The sequence below is a fragment of the Microvirgula aerodenitrificans DSM 15089 genome, assembly GCF_000620105.1.
Lineage (GTDB): Bacteria > Pseudomonadota > Gammaproteobacteria > Burkholderiales > Aquaspirillaceae > Microvirgula > Microvirgula aerodenitrificans.
Genome location: NZ_JHVK01000016.1, coordinates 21,074 through 38,842, shown reverse-complemented (window position 1 = coordinate 38,842; position 17,769 = coordinate 21,074). Strand labels below are relative to the sequence as shown.

The 17,769-nt window shown below is 63.9% G+C and carries 14 protein-coding genes; 5 read left to right on the top strand and 9 right to left on the bottom strand.

Features of this window, described 5'->3' with window-relative positions:
- Window positions 1–7 precede the first annotated feature (7 nt).
- From Q352_RS22370 to Q352_RS0113235, 7 genes are all read right to left on the bottom strand, one after another.
- Complete coding sequence (locus Q352_RS22370) at window positions 8–1,075, bottom strand: chymotrypsin family serine protease (RefSeq protein ID WP_051528947.1); 1,068 nt, start codon at window positions 1,073–1,075, stop codon at window positions 8–10.
- Between the two features lie 12 nt (window positions 1,076–1,087).
- Window positions 1,088–2,917, bottom strand: coding sequence for a type 2 lanthipeptide synthetase LanM (locus Q352_RS0113260; protein WP_036386340.1), 1,830 nt, complete (start codon window positions 2,915–2,917; stop codon window positions 1,088–1,090).
- A 2-nt stretch (window positions 2,918–2,919) separates the two neighbouring features.
- Window positions 2,920–4,074, bottom strand: coding sequence for a methyltransferase (locus Q352_RS0113255; protein ID WP_028499762.1), 1,155 nt, complete (start codon window positions 4,072–4,074; stop codon window positions 2,920–2,922).
- Window positions 4,071–5,606 carry a radical SAM family RiPP maturation amino acid epimerase gene (locus tag Q352_RS22365; RefSeq protein WP_051528946.1) on the bottom strand — a complete coding sequence of 512 codons (1,536 nt, stop codon included), beginning with the start codon at window positions 5,604–5,606 and terminating at the stop codon, window positions 4,071–4,073. The genes Q352_RS0113255 and Q352_RS22365 overlap by 4 nt, the downstream gene beginning before the upstream one ends.
- A 97-nt stretch (window positions 5,607–5,703) precedes the next feature.
- Window positions 5,704–6,144, bottom strand: coding sequence for an NHLP leader peptide family RiPP precursor (locus tag Q352_RS22360; protein ID WP_051528945.1), 441 nt, complete (start codon window positions 6,142–6,144; stop codon window positions 5,704–5,706).
- Between the two features lie 32 nt (window positions 6,145–6,176).
- The gene (locus Q352_RS21080) at window positions 6,177–8,261 is read right to left on the bottom strand and encodes a RiPP maturation radical SAM C-methyltransferase (RefSeq protein ID WP_051528944.1); all 2,085 of its coding nucleotides are present in this window, start codon (window positions 8,259–8,261) and stop codon (window positions 6,177–6,179) included.
- A gap of 362 nt (window positions 8,262–8,623) precedes the next feature.
- Window positions 8,624–9,079: a hypothetical protein gene (locus Q352_RS0113235; RefSeq protein WP_028499761.1), complete on the bottom strand. Its 456-nt coding sequence runs from the start codon at window positions 9,077–9,079 to the stop codon at window positions 8,624–8,626.
- A gap of 128 nt (window positions 9,080–9,207) precedes the next feature.
- Between Q352_RS0113235 and Q352_RS0113230 the strand changes: the two genes are divergently transcribed.
- Window positions 9,208–9,717, top strand: a complete 510-nt coding sequence (locus tag Q352_RS0113230; protein ID WP_199489800.1) for a MarR family winged helix-turn-helix transcriptional regulator — start codon at window positions 9,208–9,210, stop codon at window positions 9,715–9,717.
- Between the two features lie 79 nt (window positions 9,718–9,796).
- On the opposite strand, the gene Q352_RS0113225 is transcribed toward Q352_RS0113230, so the two are convergent.
- Window positions 9,797–10,342: a single-stranded DNA-binding protein gene (locus Q352_RS0113225; protein WP_028499759.1), complete on the bottom strand. Its 546-nt coding sequence runs from the start codon at window positions 10,340–10,342 to the stop codon at window positions 9,797–9,799.
- The gene (locus tag Q352_RS0113220; protein WP_028499758.1) at window positions 10,343–11,704 is read right to left on the bottom strand and encodes an MFS transporter; all 1,362 of its coding nucleotides are present in this window, start codon (window positions 11,702–11,704) and stop codon (window positions 10,343–10,345) included. It lies immediately after the preceding gene.
- Between the two features lie 150 nt (window positions 11,705–11,854).
- Here Q352_RS0113220 and uvrA point away from each other — a divergent pair, with 150 nt between their 5' ends.
- The 4 genes from uvrA to Q352_RS0113200 all read left to right on the top strand — a co-directional run bounded on the left by uvrA (window position 11,855) and on the right by Q352_RS0113200 (window position 17,663).
- Window positions 11,855–14,680 carry an excinuclease ABC subunit UvrA gene (gene uvrA / locus Q352_RS0113215; RefSeq protein WP_028499757.1) on the top strand — a complete coding sequence of 942 codons (2,826 nt, stop codon included), beginning with the start codon at window positions 11,855–11,857 and terminating at the stop codon, window positions 14,678–14,680.
- Between the two features lie 5 nt (window positions 14,681–14,685).
- Window positions 14,686–15,111, top strand: coding sequence for a VOC family protein (locus tag Q352_RS0113210; RefSeq protein ID WP_028499756.1), 426 nt, complete (start codon window positions 14,686–14,688; stop codon window positions 15,109–15,111).
- 143 nt (window positions 15,112–15,254) lie between these two features.
- On the top strand, window positions 15,255–15,953 hold the full coding sequence (locus tag Q352_RS0113205) for a TetR/AcrR family transcriptional regulator (protein ID WP_084300165.1): 699 nt from the start codon (window positions 15,255–15,257) through the stop codon (window positions 15,951–15,953).
- Window positions 15,954–16,244: 291 nt separating this feature from the next.
- Window positions 16,245–17,663 (top strand): OmpP1/FadL family transporter, encoded by a 1,419-nt coding sequence (locus tag Q352_RS0113200; protein ID WP_028499754.1) that lies wholly within the window; start codon window positions 16,245–16,247, stop codon window positions 17,661–17,663.
- Window positions 17,664–17,769: the final 106 nt, after the last annotated feature.

Sequence of the window (17,769 nt, the reverse complement as noted above, 5' to 3'; positions counted from 1 at the left end):
CTCCCGTTCACTGGCTGGCCGATGGGGTTCCGGTTTTGCCCTGGGTGACGACTTCCAGCCCAAGGATATCCAGAACATTCTGGATCTTGCAGAAGAAGCCGACGACGTCCGAGCCGCCGACATGCAGTCCAACTACATTATTGTTCATGTCGAGCACGCCGGAGCCGCTGTCGCCGGGGGCCGAGTAGAAAGTGACCAGCACCTGGTCGCGCAAGGTGACCTGTTTCGGGCCGGTCGGCGTCGGATAGCTCGGATTGAGCACCAGGTCCACGTCGGTGATGCGGGCCACGCTCAGGCTGGTGGTCCGGCCGACCTTCTGCACGTACATGCCGCGACTCAGCTGGTTGTTCACGCCGGTCGGGATGCCGAGCAGCGCAATGGCCGCGCTGGCCGCGCCGGGGTCCAGCTGGGCAATGGCTGCATCGACCAGATTCTGGGTGCTGTTCGGGGTGAAATCCATCGGCACCCAGTCCGACAGAATGCCGATCCGGTCCGTTTCCGCCGAGCCATTGTCCGCCGTGCCGGGCTGGATGATGATGTCGCCCTTGCTGGCCTGACCGGCGGCGGCAATCGCGTGCCAGTTGCTCAGCAGATACTGCGGTGATGGCTGGCCCTGCTTGTTCACTACCAGGCCGAAGGTGCCGGTATTCGGCCCGTCGTTGGCGCGGCTGACCGAAAACCCCGGCAGGGCCGGGCGGATGCGCTGGGTATTTCCGTGCAAATGCACTTTGCCGACTTCCACCACGTCGGTGTACACCGTCATGCCGCCCACGGACACGGTTTTCGGTACCGGCTTGTCCAGTTTTGCGCTGGGCAGTTTCTTGTCGACATAGATTTTCAGCACGATGTCGGTACCGACGATGCCGCAGGTTTCCTTCTCGCCCAGCCCCAGCGCCTGAACGCCATGGCCGATCGCCCAGTCCGGCATGGCACCAGGGCTGGCGGGCGCTGCGGCCTGCAGGCGGCGGCCGGGCGACGGGGCCCGCGCGGCCCGTGCGGCCTGCAGGCTGGTCGAGTGGTCGTAGTGCCCGGTAATCATGTGCAGCACATTGCGGACATTCTGTTCGGTCGTCATGGAGACTCTCTTTCAGGCTGGGTGAGGGTGGCGGGGAGAGGCGGTCTGGGGTGTCAGTGCTTGCCGGAGTGCTGCCGCATGCCGGTCGAGATCAGGCAGCGAGGCACTCGCAACTCTGGCACGGGCCTGATCCAGTGGCGCCGGCCAGCAGGGCGCGGGCAGGTCGCAGCGGCAGGACAGGCGGGGGATGTCGAGCCGTTCCAGCGCCGCCAGTTCGGCGTCGAGCAGGGGCCAGCACGCAGGGCGTGCCGGGGCCGCCAGCGCCGCCTGGCGCAGGCGCTCGAAAAGCACGCCGCGGGCAGGGCCTTCGCGCAGCCATTCCGGTTGCAGGCCGGCATGCAGCAGCAGCCCGTAGGTATTGGTCGCGCGCGCGACAAAGCGCCCGCTGCAACCGGCGAAGCCATCAAGCAGGGTCAGAAAGTCATGGCGGTGCTGCACGACCAGCCGGTACATCGCCGTGAACCCGTCGACGATCGCCCCGGCATGCGCCGCCGCCTGCCGGGGCTGGCCGTGCAGCACCGGCAGGTTGGGACGCGGTGCGACATGAAAGGTCTCGTGCGCCATGGTCATGGCATCGGAATTGATGGCCTGGCAGCTGGCGACCTGAAACGGCGTGGCCCCGTCCCCGGCCTGTCCCCAGGCCGACAGATCGAGCGCCTTGCCGGTAGCCAGGAAACCGCTCTCCAGCAGTGCCCGGGCAAAGTCATCCTCCGGGCTTGCACCGTAACCGGCGCCCGGGCCCAACTGGTGAATCACGCCGGGAAAGGGGCGGGGATGCAGCAGGGTCTCGGCATCGACGATCACGGGATACTCCCCGCTGGCGATCAGGTTTTCGTGGTGGACGTCGGTTCCCTGCAGCAGCCACCACAGGCAGAACAGTCCGCCTGAGCGGGCATGGAAACGCCCGACGGCCGCCTCGTCGTCGCAGGGCGCCGCCTCGACGAACTCCATCCAGCCATAGCCCTCGCCGGGCAGCAACGCCACGGTGCGAAATGGCCACGGAAAGCCGGTGCGACCGGCCCAGTCGAGCAGTTGCGCCAGCCCGTTCTCCATCTCCAGCGACCTGGGCTTGTAGACCAGGCGCCGGCCATTCGACAGGTGCAGAACGGTTACGCTCTGCCCCCCGTCATGGGGGTCGGAGCAGCCGGCCGTGATCCCGTCCAGCTGACAGTCGGCGGCGGGGAAGCCGAACGTGGCGACGATCCGGTGCCAGTCCCTTTCCAGCCGCTGCAGAAGCCGGCCGTGGGCCAGCACCCATCCCCGGGCCACAGTCGCCAGCAGGCGCGCCAGTGCGGGATAGTCTGCCAGCAGCAGGCGCAGACCACCGGCCTGCAGCGAAGCGACAAAGGCTTCGTAGTTCTGGCGACCCCGGGGGGGCAGCCAGGGCAATGAGCCGGCCAGCGCGCGCTGCAAGGAAAACGCGGAACCGAGCACCGGAGTGGCAACGACGGAGAGCAGCGCGAACAGATGGCGTTCCAGCGCCGCTCGCGCCGCCGGGGAGCAGATGCCGAGTGCCGTACCCGCTTCGCGCTCCAGCCCGGTGCGTGCGGCGGCGACGAAGGGCAGCAGCGCTTCCTCGAACGGAATCGGCCCGATGGGGTCGAGACTGCCGGGCAGGGCGGCGTCGTCCGGTGCGGACAGCGCCGCCGCCAGCATGTCTTCCCACGGTGGGGCATCGGCTGGATCGGGGCCTTCATAGCCCCAGTCCAGCCGCCTGGACAGCGTGTCGGTGCCCAGCAGCGCCGGCCAGCGGCGATACAGCGTATCGCTCATCCGCGCGCCGGTTTCCGCCGGTGCGGCGTGCAACAGTTCGTGCAGCAAGGGCGCCCGCGCACCGGCCATGGTCACGTCCCGGCCCCGGGGAGCGGGTCGCGTCGCAGCATGCGCAGTCCGGGGTTCTGCGCGGCCGTTTGCAGGCGGATCGTCGTCAGGTAGTAGTAGTCGGCGCGCAGCGTCTCGCGCTGGAACGCCTGCACGTCTGCCGCGATGTCGGTGTCCGCAGGCAGCCCGGCTGCGTGTCTCAGGAAGTCCGAGATCGGGCCGACCTGGGCCGAGGCCGGCAGGACATGGTCGATGAACGCCTCGATGCGCATGCCGTGCCCGGTGACCATGCTCTCCAGCTCACCCAGGAAGTGCGGGCCGTGCGCATCGCCGCAGAGATCCGCCACGAGGTAGGCAGAACCGCCGGGATTGAGCACTTCCGGCAGGCGGCCGACGATGTCGCGCATGTAGCCGAGTCCGTCGACGCCGGTGCCCTGCGAATAGAGCGTGCCGCTGTAGCCGGGAGGGAAGGCCACGAAAGGCGGGTTGCAGGTGAGCAGGTCGAAGCGTTCACGGCCATCCAGCGTGTCGTTCAGGTTCTCGCGCCGGATCTCCATCGTGCCGGCGTCGCGCCGGTTCAGGCGGCGGTTTATCTCGACCAGCGCCAGCGGCACATCGCCGATATCGGTCGCCAGAACATGATCGGTAAACAGCGACAGATACAGCGCGGCAATGCCGCTGCCGGTGCACAGGTCGACGGCGCGATGCGTGCGGGCAATACCGGAAGCATTGATGTAATACAGCATCCAGTAGCTGTCGGGACCGATATACACCTCGTGGACTTCGCCGCCGAAATGAATGCGGCGGTCGATCAGCAGATCCACGCCGAAGGCCGAAATCAGCTGCCGGTCCGCGCCGGACACTTCCCGCCCATCCGGACTGGCCCGCAGCAGGCCGGCCGTCACCAGCGCATCGGCCAGCGCCCGGTCCTTGTCCGGCAGCGCTGCATGCTCGGCCGGACGCCCGGTCATCAGGCACTGCAACAGGGCGAATTCCGCCCTGCCGCCCAGCCGGCTATCGAAGAAGTGGTGGACACTGGCGGCAGTGTTGCGCGTGATCAGCGCCGGCGTCACGGCGTAATGGTTGACCGCGACAATGTATTTGTAGATCTGCTGGAAGCCGACCCGGTCAAGGTAGTCGCGGAGCCGGTCAATGGTGGTGGCGAGTGGCGGGGTCATTGGGCTTCCACTGCTGATTGGCCGGTAATGCGGCCCCTGGCATCGACCAGGATCCCGAGGTTCAGCATCGCGCCGAGGGTGCTCAGGGTGTTTGTCTCCGGCACGCCATAGCAGAACAGCGAGGACACGGCGATTTCACCGGCCGTACGCTTGCCTGATGTCACGTGCTCGCCCAGCGCGCCGAGGTACTCGACCAGGTCAGGGGTGGGGCGGGAGAACTCGATGCAGCTCAGGTCGGAAAGCACGCGGAAACCGTTGGCTACCGGCTCCAGGCGGAAGCTCGGATTGAGCTGGATCGGGTCGTCCGGCGTGAGCTCCTGCGGCATGTGGGTCTCGATCATGGCTTCGATCTTGCGTTCCAGGTCGGCGGCGTCGGTGAACGTGCATTCCTCGAACACGATGTAACCGAGCGGCCATTGCTCGGAAGCACGGCAGGGACTGATCAGCTTGACCGAGCGCCGGACCATATTGAGCAGGAAGCCGGTAACGCAGGCGATGGTGCCCGGCTGCTGCATGGTCAGCGCGGGCTTGTCGCTGTCTTCCGTCCCGTTCTCGGACACGGCGATCGGAATCAGTTTTTTCTTTTCCCGCTCCACGACATTGGCAGTCTTCCTGGCCTTTACCCGGAATGAGCCGGCGTCGGCCTTCGGCACGGTAGCGTCACGCATCTGGGCGACAATCTCGACCTGGGTCAGCTCATCTGCCGTGTATGCATCGTGAATCCGGCGCAGCAGCGATTCGGTCAGGACCGAGAAGCGGTTGACCTTGCAGCCGCGCGATTCGGACAGCCTGAGCAGCTTGAGCACCCGTTCCGGGTCCTTGTGGCCCTGGGCGGTGGTGGTCTGCGGGAACATGCCGGTGATATCGGCAAAATCGCTGGCGAAGTGCTCGTAGTCCGGATTGTCCAGCGGGTCGGTGGCCCAGTAGCAGAACCCCCATTTGCTGGCATCGCCGATCTTGTCGTGCAATACGCTCAGCACGCCGCGCCACAGCGTGGCGTTTTCCTCGGTGTAGTCCCAGGTCTCAACAAACCTGGTCGCGCCGACGCCGCAGAACCAGCAACCGACCGAACAGCCATCGCTGAGCTCGATGGCCAGCGGCGAGTGAATGATGCTGTTGTCGTAAAGACCGTTTTCCATCGCATTGCGGGCGATCTGGCGGGTACGCCAGGTTTTCAGGCGGGGCTCGTCCGGGGCGCACTCCCTTTTGACCTCGTCGCGCCACTGCGTCTTGGTGTGGTAATAAGCCCGGTACTCGGCAACGATCGGGTGTTGCGGGCGATCCTTGTTGGCGGCGTCGAGGTGATAGCGGTCGTCCCACAGCGGACGGATCAGTTCGGGACTGAAGCCCAGTTTGTAGTCGCGGCCGGCGCGTTCCGGATCGGTCGCCACCAGTTCACGGAACACCGCAGACGAAGACCACCATTCCAGAACGCGCTTGGCCTGCCCGATCGTGATGGGCGGCCAGTCCGGCGTGGCGTCGGCGGCAGGGTGTTGCGGTTCGGCGTAGCTTGTCCCTTGTGGCGTGGGCATGTCGTTCCTTTCCGGATCGTGCGGGCGGTAATCGGGGCGGAGAGGGGCGCAGCCGACATCCTGGCCGCACCCCTCCGGGCACTACAGGGTGCTGTCGTCAGGCAACGGCGTTGGTGTTGGCCACGGCGTTGGCCGTGACCGTGCCATTGGCGGCGCCAACAACGTTCGCCGCCCCCAGGTAGGTGACCACGGCTGCCGCAGCCGCACCGACCACTGCAACCAGCACGACGGCGATGGTTTGCGGTGCCACGGCTTCAAGGTTGTCGCCTACCACCTCGGCGAGCGAGATCTCGCTCGGATTGCGCGGCAGCACAAGGTGGAACAGGTTGGCGTTCTCCTCGTGCACCTGGACCTGCAGCGAGTCGGGCAGGGAGAGGGACGGGTCAATGCTCTTGAGCGCATCCTGCAGCGCCGCCTTCGGGTCCTTGAGCAGCTGGGCCTTGTACTCGGGATCCTTCCAGGCCTTGGTGATGATGTGGGTTTCCAGATCGCGCCGGGTTTGCGGAACCTGGGTGCTGGCCGGTGTAGTCGTAGTCATACGGTGCTTTCCTTCGTCGGTGAATCGAACGGTTACGTGGAAGAGACAAACAACTCCCTCAAGGAAACATCCCATGGGGTTTCGGGCTTCGGCGGTGTCCGGTGTGTGGGGGTAAGGCTGAACATGCCGCCGGCAAACTCGGAGAACGACTTGTAGGGCACCGGGTTCTCGCTGGTGACCAGGCAAAGGAACTTGCCGTTGAATTCGGCAATGATTTTCAGATCGACCAGCCGTTGCAGCGCGGAGCCGATTTCCCTTTCCGGGACCGTGCTGCCGGCATGGCGCAGGGCCTGCACCAGACCCTGCAGATGCTGCGCACTGTCGAGGGCATGACAGACCTGTCCTTCCAGCTCGCTGAGTTCGTGCAGCGACCCGACGGCACAGGGCCGGGTATCGCGGACCGTCTGCCGGTAGCCGCTGGCGACCCAGGCCAGCACCGGGGCGTCATCACTCCGCCGGGGCAGCGTGGTTGCCCTGGTAGTCGGCGCGTAGAAGCGGGTGGCCCACTCGCTCAGCATTGCCGCCAGCCGGGTCGGCGTCGGGGCGGAGTGGCCGTCATTGCGGAAGAAGTAGGCCTGCTGTTCGAGCTGCTTTTCCGGCACGGGATAGACCTGGCCATAGCCCCAGCAGGGCTTGAGATCCAGGGCGAAGTCGGCCTGTTCATTGAAGTAGGGGCTGAAACGGTCGAAGCGGATGCGGGTCATGGAGCCGCCCGATGGCGGCTGCAGGTGCGCAATCAGCGGCAGCCAGTCGGCAATGTGCTCATACCACTCGGGATCTTCGCCCGGCGCGCCGTGCAGGTGGTTCCACATCACCCACACGCCGTAGTCGTAGGCCCACTTCAGCAGCTGCACATTGATAACGGTCGAGCAGCCCTTGCGCAGCAGCTTCAGCAGGCCGTCGTCCATCGCCTCGATACCCGGCTGAATCCAGCGCACCCCGGCCTGCGACAGCAAGCTGACCTGGGTGCGGGTGAGGTTGGCCTTGGTTTCGTAGAACCACAGCATGTCGCCGGCTTCGGCCAGAAAGGGCAGAACCTGGGAGAAGTATTTGTTGTCGAGAATATTGTCGACCGCCATGAACCGCTTGAGCCGGTAGCGCGCCGCCAGCTGGCTGACTTCTTGCTGGACTCGCGCTTGCGACTTGGCGCGAAACGCCATGCCCGAACCGTTCAGGCCGCAGAACGTGCAGTGGTGCTTGGCGCCCCACCAGCAACCGCGGGAGGTTTCGATCAGCAGGCCGGGAATCACGTAGCCGTGCAGCGGCGAGGCTTGCAGCTGCTCGAAATAGTCGTCGAAGTTCGGAATCGGCAATTCGTCGAGATCGGTAATCGAAGCCCGACCGACCGCCGGTGCTGCCGCGGCGCCCGCAACGACAAGGACGCGGCGCGAGGCCGGGCCGAGCACGCCCTCGGGCAGGTGATGGACCGGAATGCCCGCGCCCCGGGCCAGAATGCGTCTGCAGAGTTCGGGCAGCAATTTGTCGGCTTCTCCGGACACGACAAAGTCGACCCATGGATATTGCCTGTGGGTGGCCGCGCCCATTTCCCCTTCGCAGTTTGCGCCGCCCAGCATGGTCACCGTACCCGGGGACTGCGCCCGGATGCGCTGAAGCAGCCCCAGGGACGCGCAGTGCTGCTGGAACATGGACGTGCAGCCGACAATGCGCGGCTGCAGGGCCAGGACACGCTGCGCCAGCTCGTCGAGATAGCGGGCGGCCTCGAGGCGCAGGCCCTGCAGCAGCTCCCGCAGGCCGGTCTCGGTGTAGCCACAGCTGACCAGGCCCTTGATAAAGGCGTCGATGTCGCCCTGCTGTCCGAATACCGCTTCGGAGAACGTCCATTCGCCGAGCTGGAGCGTGATTTCGGAGTTGTTGACGACTTCATAGGCCTGCCGGCCGACGCGGGCGGCAAATTCGAGATTGGCGTAGATCGCCCGGCTGGACAGACCTTCGCGCTCAAGCACCGCAGTCAGCGTGCCGAGGGCCAGCGACGGACGTTCCACGGCGGCGTACGGCATGCACACGAACACCATGTCGATGCCGCCGGAACAGGACTCGCCGGCGTGCAGGGCCGGGGAGTCATCAGGCGCTTCCGGCAATCCGTTGCTTTCCCACATCCCGCACTCTCCTGAACTGGTCGCTGCGCTCCGGGAGGATCCGGCGTGGGGCACCTGCTGGCGGCTCCCGGCCTGATCTGCCGCACCTATGGCATTAAATTGCATCTGTCATATGCATAGATCATTTGTAGTGATAAAACCCTACTGACGCAAGGTGTTTATTGTCTGACAGTTTTTTCGGAGTTAATGGCCCGGCGGAGGCGGGGTTTCCCCGCGGCGGCGGGGGCGGAAGAGGCCGGATTCAGTCAGGCAGACTGCCGTATTCACGACAGTTTCTGCCAGTCGGGCGTGTACTTCGGCATGGGAAAGGGGGCTCAGGGCCAGTGCAGCGACCAACTGAGCCCGTGTTCACGCCATCAGGATCAGGCCCGGGCAGGCGATGGGCGAAGCCGGCCGGCCATGCGCAGACCATCCCGTACATTCAGTCCCATCAACGCCAGGTTGATCGGCCCTGCGATCAACTCGATGGCCTGTACCAGATAGAAAGTGGAGTCGAAGCTGCCAGCGGCTGCCCAGCGATCGAGCATGACGGCACAGGGCACCAGGACGAGCAGCCCATTGGCGGCGATAAAGGGCATGCGTTTCTTCTTGGCATCAACCAGCCCGCCACGCCGCGACTTGCCCATGAACATGCCACTGCCTCCGGCCATGGCGATGGCCGGTACCAGAATCCACAGCCCCGGCGTGACGATAAGCGATTTCAATTGCGCCACGGCCGCATGCGAGCCAAACAGCTCGGTGAGGGCGGTGGAAGTCCAGAAAAGCACGATGCAGAGCGGCGCAACAAAGCCACCGATGCGATGAATGATCTTGGGCATGATGAAGGGGTCTTTCAGGTGTCGGGTCTGGCCGGGTTCCGGGGCGGGAGTCGCATTTCATTGCGATGCATGGTGTCAATCTGAAACCATGGAGCTTTATTGTGCGTAATTGACATTATGGTGTCAACATGGCAACGTTTACCCGCATGGACAAAGACACACTCACCCCGTCAGGCAAAGCCCTGACCGATCTCGCCCTTGAACTGTTTCGTCTGAACAATCGGCTGCTGGTCGCAGGAGACCGCCTGGTCGCCGGCATTGGCCTGACGAGCGCCCGCTGGAAAGTACTCGGCACGATCAGCGCGAGTGAGCGTCCGCAACCTGTCGCCTGGCTTGCGCGCGACATGGGCGCAAACCGCCAGAACGTCCAGCGGATCGTCAATGACCTTGCGCATGAGGGCCTGGTAGCACTTCAGCCGAACCCCCATCACCGGAGAGCGCCACTGGTGGTGCTGACTGACGCCGGCGCGCGCACTTTTGAGCAAGCGATGCGCCTTCAGACGCCATGGGCCAACGACCTTGCGGATGGCCTGTCGGTTGCCGACATGGAAACGACCCTTCGGGTGATGGCAGCGCTTGCCAGGAAGCTGGAGAGTGATGGGGAGTCAGCGCAAGCGTCGACCTTCCTGCCTGTCTGACCGCCCCGGGGAAGGGCCGAATAAGGAAAAAGCCGAATCAAATCAATGATTCGGCTTTCGCTATCGGGTCTGGTGACGGTCAGAACGGAATATCGTCGTCCAGATCGTCGAAGTTCTGCGCCGGCTTCGGCTCCGGGCGGCGCGGGGCTGCCGGCGGGGTGTCGTCGCGGAAATTGTCCTGCGGGGCGGCGTTGCCGCCGGCGCTGGCCCGGCTGCCACCACCGTAGTTGCCGCCGCCACTGCTGGCGCCACCACTGCCGCTGCCGTAGTTGCTGCTGCCGCCTTCGCCGCCGTCACGGCCGCCCAGCATCTGCATCTGGTCGGCGACGATCTCGAATGCGGTGCGTTCGACGCCGTCCTTGCCGTTGTATTTGCGCGACTGGATGCGGCCTTCGATATAGACCGGGCGGCCCTTCTTCAGGTATTCGCCGGCAATTTCAGCCAAACGGCGATACATGACGATGTTGTGCCATTCGGTGCGCTCCTGGCGCATGCCGTTCTTGTCTTTCCACTGGTCGGTGGTTGCGATGCTGAAATTGGCTACCGCTTCGCCATTCGGCATATAGCGGACTTCCGGATCACGGCCGAGGTTGCCGACCAGGATCACTTTGTTGACGGACGCCATCTAGTAAGTCTCCTCGATGAGTTTGTTGACGCTGGCACGGTCCCAGTCGTTCTGCATCACTTTAAGGTAGGCCACGCGCTCGCTGGCGATCACTACCGCCTCCTTGACGCCCTTCTGGCTGGACAGGCGGGAGGACAGCGCGGCGGCGTCGCCCTGCCAGTCTTCACCGATATGGAACATCTCGGTCCTGACTGCCATGGGGGCTGCCATGCTGATGGCGAGTGTAAGCCAAACGCCAATCAGGATGCTGGTGAAGCCGAACACGGCGCCGCTGCCGGCATAGCTGTACAGCCAGCCGCCGATCGCCGCGCCGAGGAACAGGCCGATGGATTGCGCGGTATTGTACACGCCGATGGCAGTGCCTTTGGCATCGGTCGGCGCGATCTTGGAAATCAGTGACGGCAGGCAGGCTTCAAGGATGTTGAAGGCGATGAAGTACAGGCCGAGCAGGACCACGATTTCCCAGAACGAGTCCAGCGCGAATGCCATGCCGAGCTGGGCGATGAACATCAGCGCGACTGCGCCGACGAACACCGGTTTCAGCTGCTGGCGCTTCTCGCCGTAAATGATGGCCGGCACCATCAGCAGGAAGCCGATCAGCGTCACCGGCAGGTAGACCTCCCAGTGATGCGTCTTGTCGAGACCGGCGGTCTGGATCAGCGCGAACGGCATGACCACGAACATGGCCATCTGCGAGGCGTGCAGCGCCAGGATGCCGAAGTTCAGCCGCAGCAGCTGCGGGTCGCGCAGCACCACCGGCAGGCGGGCGGTATTGGCCTCGGTATCGGAGTGGAAACGCGACACTGACGGGTCCGGGATGATGAACTTGACCCCGATCATCGCCAGCAGCGTCAGCACGCCGGTCAGGGCGAAGATGCCGTTGACGCCGATCCACTTGGTCAGCAGCGGGGCGAGCACCAGGCTGGCGGCAAAGGTGGTGCCGATGGTCATGCCGATCATGGCCATGGCCTTGGTGCGGTTTTCCTCGCGGGTCAGGTCGGCCAGCAGCGCGGTGACGGCGGCGGAAATGGCGCCGGCGCCCTGGATGGTGCGGCCGATCATCAGCCACCAGATGTCGGTGGCGCCGGCGGCGACGAAGCTGCCGGCGGCAAACAGCAGCAGGCCGGCATAGATGACCTTCTTGCGGCCGATGCGGTCGGACAGCATGCCGAACGGCAGTTGCAGCAGGGCCTGGGTCAGACCGTAACTGCCCAGCGCGATGCCGATCAGTGCGTGGTTGTCACCGCCCGGCAGGGCGGTCGCGTACAGTGCGAACACGGGCAGCACCAGAAACATGCCCAGCATTCGCAGGCCGTAAAGACCGGCGAGCCCCACGCTCGCACGCAGTTCCAATGAATTCATATTGATGTTCAGACGAGTTGCACAGGCGTCGGCCAGCGACGTATCGGAAGGGGATCGGACACCGCCGCCAGCGACCGATTGAGCGGCTTGCATGGCTGCGGCAGTGATTTCCGGTATATTAACAGGTTGCTTTGCCAGCTTGAGAGCTTCATGGATAGCATTCGCATTCGCGGCGCCCGTACGCACAATCTGAAGAACGTCAATCTCGACCTGCCCCGCCACAAGCTGATCGTGATTACCGGCCTGTCCGGTTCCGGCAAATCTTCGCTCGCCTTCGACACGCTGTACGCGGAGGGTCAGCGGCGCTATGTCGAGTCGCTTTCCGCCTACGCACGGCAGTTCCTGCAACTGATGGAGAAACCGGACGTCGATCTGATCGAGGGCCTGAGCCCGGCGATTTCGATCGAGCAGAAGGCCACCAGTCACAACCCGCGCTCCACCGTCGGCACCGTCACCGAGATCCACGACTACCTGCGCCTGCTGTTCGCCCGCGTCGGCACGCCGTACTGTCCCGATCACGACCGGCCGCTGGAGTCGCAAACCGTCAGCCAGATGGTCGACCACGCGCTGGCGCTGCCGGCCGAGACCCGGCTGATGATCCTGGCGCCGCTGGTGGTCGAGCGCAAGGGTGAGCAGCTCGACCTGTTCGACGAACTGCGCGCGCAGGGCTTTGTCCGGGTGCGGGTCGATGGCGAGGTCTGCGAGATCGACGCCGTGCCCAAACTGGACAAGAACAAGAAGCATACCGTCGAGGTCGTGGTCGACCGGCTGAAGGTCCGCGAGGACATGAAGCAGCGTCTGGCCGAGTCGTTTGAAACCGCGCTGCGCCATGCCGAAGGCCGGGCGATCGCGATGGAGATGGACAGCGGCAAGGAGTACTGGTTCTCGTCCAAGTTCGCCTGTCCGGTTTGCAGCTACAGCCTGCCGGAGCTGGAACCGCGCCTGTTCAGCTTCAACAATCCGATGGGGGCGTGCCCGCATTGCGACGGGCTGGGCCACATCACCTTCTTCGATCCGCGCCGTGTGGCCGCGCACCCGACACTGTCGCTGGCGGCCGGCGCGATCAAGGGCTGGGACAAGCGCAACCAGTTCTACTACCAGATGCTGCAGTCGCTGGCCATGCACTATGGCTTCGAGATCGACCTGCCGTTCGAGATGCTGCCGGAGAAGGTGCGCCACGTGGTGCTGCACGGTTCCGGCCGTGAAGCGATCCCGTTCATCTACGTGAACGAGCGCGGGGCCAAGGTCACGCGCGAGCATCCGTTCGAGGGCATCATCCCGAACCTCGAACGCCGCTACCGCGAGACCGATTCGCAGGCGGTGCGCGAGGAACTGGCCAAGTACCAGGCCAACCAGCCGTGCCCGCACTGCCATGGCACCCGCCTGCGCAAGGAGGCGCGCAATGTCCGCGTGGCCGATCGCACGCTGCATGAGCTGAACCAGTTGCCGCTGAAAGTCACGCTGTCGTGGTTCGACTCGCTGGCCTTTACCGGCCAGAAACAGGCGGTGGCGGAAAAAATCGTCAAGGAAATCCGCGATCGTCTCGGCTTCCTGAACAATGTCGGCCTCGACTACCTGTCGCTGGACCGCTCGGCCGACACCCTGTCCGGCGGCGAGGCGCAGCGTATCCGGCTGGCCAGCCAGATCGGTTCCGGGCTGACCGGGGTGATGTATGTGCTCGACGAGCCGTCCATCGGCCTGCACCAGCGCGACAACGACCGGCTGCTGGCCACGCTGATGCGCTTGCGCGACCTTGGCAACAGCGTGATCGTGGTCGAGCACGACGAAGATGCCATTCGTGCTGCCGACTATCTGGTCGACATGGGGCCGGGTGCCGGCGAGCATGGCGGCCACGTGCTGATGGCCGGCCTGCCGTCCGAAGTCGCGGCCTGCCCCGACTCGGTGACCGGCCAGTTCCTGTCCGGCCGCCGCACCATCGAGATGCCGGACGCGCGCCGTCCGCCCGATCCGGAGCGGCTGCTGCGCGTGCTCGGCGCGACCGGCAACAACCTGAAGCATGTCGACCTGGAAGTGCCGGTCGGCCTGCTGACCTGCGTGACCGGCGTGTCCGGCTCGGGCAAGTCGACGCTGATCAACGATACGCTGTACGCGGCCGCGGCGCGCGAGCTGAACGGTGCCAGTTCCGAACCGGCTGCGCATGACGACATCACCGGCATGGAGTTCTTCGACAAGGTCATCAATGTCGACCAGAGCCCGATCGGCCGTACGCCGCGTTCCAACCCGGCGACCTATACCGGCATGTTCACGCCGATCCGCGAGCTGTATGCCGGCGTACCGACCTCGCGCGAGCGCGGTTACGGCCCGGGCCGCTTCAGTTTCAACGTCAAGGGCGGCCGGTGCGAGGCCTGCCAGGGCGACGGGGTGCTGAAAGTCGAGATGCATTTCCTGCCGGATGTGTACGTGCCGTGCGATGTCTGCCACGGCAAGCGCTACAACCGCGAAACGCTGGAAGTGCACTACAAGGGCAAGAGCATCCACGAGGTGCTGGACATGACCGTCGAGCAGGCGCTTGCGTTCTTTGCCGCCGTGCCGTCAGTGGCGCGCAAGCTGTCGACGCTGATGGATGTCGGCCTCGGCTATATCCGGCTGGGACAGAGCGCGACCACGCTGTCCGGTGGCGAGGCGCAGCGGGTGAAGCTGGCGCTGGAACTGAGCAAGCGCGACACCGGCCGGACCCTGTATATTCTCGACGAGCCGACGACCGGGCTGCATTTCCATGACATTGATCTACTGTTGAAAGTGCTGCGTCGCCTGCGCGAGAACGGCAACACGGTGGTGGTGATCGAACATAACCTGGACGTGATCAAGACTGCCGACTGGGTGGTCGACCTCGGTCCTGAAGGCGGCGATGGCGGCGGGCGCATCCTGGTTGCCGGCACACCGGAAACGGTGGCCGAACATCCGGACAGCTTTACCGGTCATTACCTGAAAAAAGTCCTGACTCCACAACGATAACGACAATGCCCAAGCTTTCCGTCATTGACCATATCCACGTCTGGGTGAAAGACCGGGCGGCTTCGGCCGTCTGGTACCAGCGTACCCTCGGCCTGTCGCCGGACCCGCGCTTTGCCGCCTGGGCACAGGCGCCAAGCGGGCCGCTGACGCTGTTCAACTCCGGCAATACCGTGCATCTGGCCCTGTTCGAGAAGGTGGATGCCGCCCCGTCGCACTCGGTGATTGCGTTTTCGGTCGGTGGGGCGGATTTCCTGGCCTGGATCGACAAGCTGGCCGGGGAGCGGGTGCTGGCGACCGACGGGCGCTATCTGGCGCGTGACTGCATCGTCGATCACAAGCTGGCCTGGTCGTTCTATTTTGTCGACCCGGACGGCAACCCGTTCGAGATCACCAGCTATGATTACTCGTGGCTGGCTGCCAAGCTTCGCTAGTGTCCATGCGGTCTTTTGTCTGACAAACAAGTGTTTCATTGCGATAATCGGGCCGCCCCCTTCGGGTGGCCCGATTTTTTTGGCATGTGGCTTGACACTCGCAAAATTAAAACGTAAGTTTCAAACAACCGTTTGGATTGATAATGAATGAATCCCTAGTGGATACCGAATCGCTGGGCAGGGAAGAGCAGGACAGTGTGGAAGTCAACAGGCCCGATACCGCGACACGCATCCTCGATGTGGCTGAAAAGCTGTTTATCGAGCATGGATTCGATGCGACCTCGCTGCGTCTGATCACGCAGCAGGCGGAGGTCAATCTGGCCGCCGTCAACTATCACTTTGGTTCCAAGGATGCACTGCTGCAACAGGCCGTCATTCGCCGGCTGGCACCGTGGAACCGGCAGTGCATCGAAGAGCTGGACCGGCTCGAGGCACAGGGCAAGCCACTGACGGTCGAAGCGCTGGTATACGGCTTCATCCGTCCGTCGCTGGCGATGTCCAGGGACCCGACCCGGGGCGGCGCGCTGTTTGTGCGTCTGCTGTCGCGCACCTTCATCGAGAACCACAAGATGTTGCGCGAGGCGATTCCGGCCGACCACAGCGAGTTCGTCAAACGTTACAGCCGGGCGTTTTCCAAAGTGCTGCCGGAACTCGGCATCGAGGAGCTGGCCTGGCGGCTGCATTTCAGTTTCAGTCTGATGTTCAATGCCTTTGCCGGCAATGACGTGCTGAAAGTGTTTATCAAGAAGCAACAGATCGTGTCGGCACGCGACCCGGACATTGTCGCCCGTCACCTGCTGCCATACGTGATTGCGGGGCTGACGGCGCCGATGCCGGAGTAGGAAAAACCGGGTGTTGTAAAAGTGATACGCCCACTGGCCTCCATGATGATGGATTACGCAAGGCTGTCAGACAATCCGGTTCGCTTGTGAACGTGTGAACGGGATGTCTGGCAGCAAATGCTCATGCATAAAGGATGAAACGAACGTTTGGAATAATTGCTCGAAAAACCGCTGTCATTACTGAACGACAGTGATAGTATCGACGACAGGACGATATCAAACGATTGTTTGATAGTACGCCTGAATATAAAACCAAGATTCGTTAGATCCGCTCTAGATGAGGAACGATGCATGAAGATCAAAAATCTTAGCCTGCTGGTGGCAATGATGGGCGGGGCACCGGCGATCGCGCTGGCCTCGGGTTACCACTTTGGCTCGCAAAGCGTGTCGGCACAGGGCACGGCGTTCGCCAGCGGCGCGGAAGCCGCTGACGCGTCCACCATTTTCTACAACCCGGCCGGCATGTCGCGGCTGCAGGGCACCCAGTTCTCCGGCGGCCTGACCTTCGTGCTGCCGAATTCGGACTACAGTGACAAGGGCTCGACCAACTACCTGAAGCGCCCGACCGGCGGCGGTGATGGCGGTTCGTTCGCGCCGGACATCGTGGTGGCGCCGTCGATGTACCTGACGCACCAGATCAATGACCAGATCACGGCCGGCATTGGCATGTTCGTGCCGTATGGCGCCTCGCTCGACTACGGCGGCGACTGGGTCGGCCGCTACGGTCTGACCAAGATCGACCTGATGACCATCAACATCAACCCGTCGATCTCGTTCAAGCTCAACGACCACCACAGCTTCGGCTTCGGCGTGTCGGCGCAGTACATGAACGCGGAACTCGACAAGGCCTCCGATGCGGTGACCGGTCTGCGCATGGGCGCGGCAGCCGGTGCGTTTGGCCCGGCTTCGTCGGCGATCACCAACCTGATCAATGCCGGGGCGATCTCCGGCGCCGGTACCATCAAGATCAAGGGCAACGACTGGGGCTACGGCTTCAACCTCGGCTACATGTACACGCTGGACGAGAACACCCGCTTCGGCATTGCCTACCGCTCGGCCATCAGCCAGAAGCTGCGCGGCTCGGCAAACTGGGACTTCAGCGGCGTGAACATGACGAGTGCCGTCCCGGGGGCGCTTCAGGGTGCAATCAACAGCAGGCTGAACAGCAAGCATCCGGACAGCGACGCCACGGTGGACGTGAAGACGCCGGAAGCGGTGTCGATCAACGGCTTCCATCAGATCAACGACAAGTGGGCGGTCATGAGCGATGTGACCTGGACCCGCCACTCGCAGATGAAGAGCATCGACGTCAACTTCAACACCGCTGGCGAGGGTGACTTCGTCGTGCGTCAGAACTGGCGCAATACCTACAAGGTGTCGGTCGGCGCGAACTATCGTTACAACGACGCACTGCTGTTCCGCAGCGGTATCGCCTATGACCAGTCGCCGGTCAGCAATGACAACCTGCGTCACTCGGCCCTGCCGGACAGCAACCGCTGGCTGTTCTCGCTCGGCGGCAACTATCAGGTCACCAAGCTCGACTCGCTGGACTTTGCGTACACCTACGTGAACTTCGCCAACGCCAACGTGAACTACACCGACAGTTGCACGCCGGTTTCGACCAGCTGCACCGGCAACGGCGAAACCACCAAGGGTCAGTACAAGACCAGCATCCACATGGTGGGTATCCAGTACAACCGCGCCTTCTGATCCCGTATCAGGTTCAGGCGTGGCAGGACCGGGCCGGAGGGGCCGGCCCGGTCCGATTTTCCGCGACGAAAGCGCATGACGGCTTTCGTCACTGTTTGAGAGCAAC

Excerpts from the sequence above, each read along its gene's own strand:
- Q352_RS22370 (WP_051528947.1), bottom strand. The coding sequence starts at position 1,075 with ATGACGACCGAACAGAATGTCCGCAATGTGCTGCACATGATTACCGGG.
- Q352_RS0113260 (WP_036386340.1), bottom strand. The coding sequence starts at position 2,917 with ATGGCCGGTGCGCGGGCGCCCTTGCTGCACGAACTGTTGCACGCCGCA.
- Q352_RS0113255 (WP_028499762.1), bottom strand. The coding sequence starts at position 4,074 with ATGACCCCGCCACTCGCCACCACCATTGACCGGCTCCGCGACTACCTT.
- Q352_RS22365 (WP_051528946.1), bottom strand. The coding sequence starts at position 5,606 with ATGCCCACGCCACAAGGGACAAGCTACGCCGAACCGCAACACCCTGCC.
- Q352_RS22360 (WP_051528945.1), bottom strand. The coding sequence starts at position 6,144 with ATGACTACGACTACACCGGCCAGCACCCAGGTTCCGCAAACCCGGCGC.
- Q352_RS21080 (WP_051528944.1), bottom strand. The coding sequence starts at position 8,261 with ATGTGGGAAAGCAACGGATTGCCGGAAGCGCCTGATGACTCCCCGGCC.
- Q352_RS0113235 (WP_028499761.1), bottom strand. The coding sequence starts at position 9,079 with ATGCCCAAGATCATTCATCGCATCGGTGGCTTTGTTGCGCCGCTCTGC.
- Q352_RS0113230 (WP_199489800.1), top strand. The coding sequence starts at position 9,208 with ATGGCAACGTTTACCCGCATGGACAAAGACACACTCACCCCGTCAGGC.
- Q352_RS0113225 (WP_028499759.1), bottom strand. The coding sequence starts at position 10,342 with ATGGCGTCCGTCAACAAAGTGATCCTGGTCGGCAACCTCGGCCGTGAT.
- Q352_RS0113220 (WP_028499758.1), bottom strand. The coding sequence starts at position 11,704 with ATGAATTCATTGGAACTGCGTGCGAGCGTGGGGCTCGCCGGTCTTTAC.
- uvrA (WP_028499757.1), top strand. The coding sequence starts at position 11,855 with ATGGATAGCATTCGCATTCGCGGCGCCCGTACGCACAATCTGAAGAAC.
- Q352_RS0113210 (WP_028499756.1), top strand. The coding sequence starts at position 14,686 with ATGCCCAAGCTTTCCGTCATTGACCATATCCACGTCTGGGTGAAAGAC.
- Q352_RS0113205 (WP_084300165.1), top strand. The coding sequence starts at position 15,255 with ATGAATGAATCCCTAGTGGATACCGAATCGCTGGGCAGGGAAGAGCAG.
- Q352_RS0113200 (WP_028499754.1), top strand. The coding sequence starts at position 16,245 with ATGAAGATCAAAAATCTTAGCCTGCTGGTGGCAATGATGGGCGGGGCA.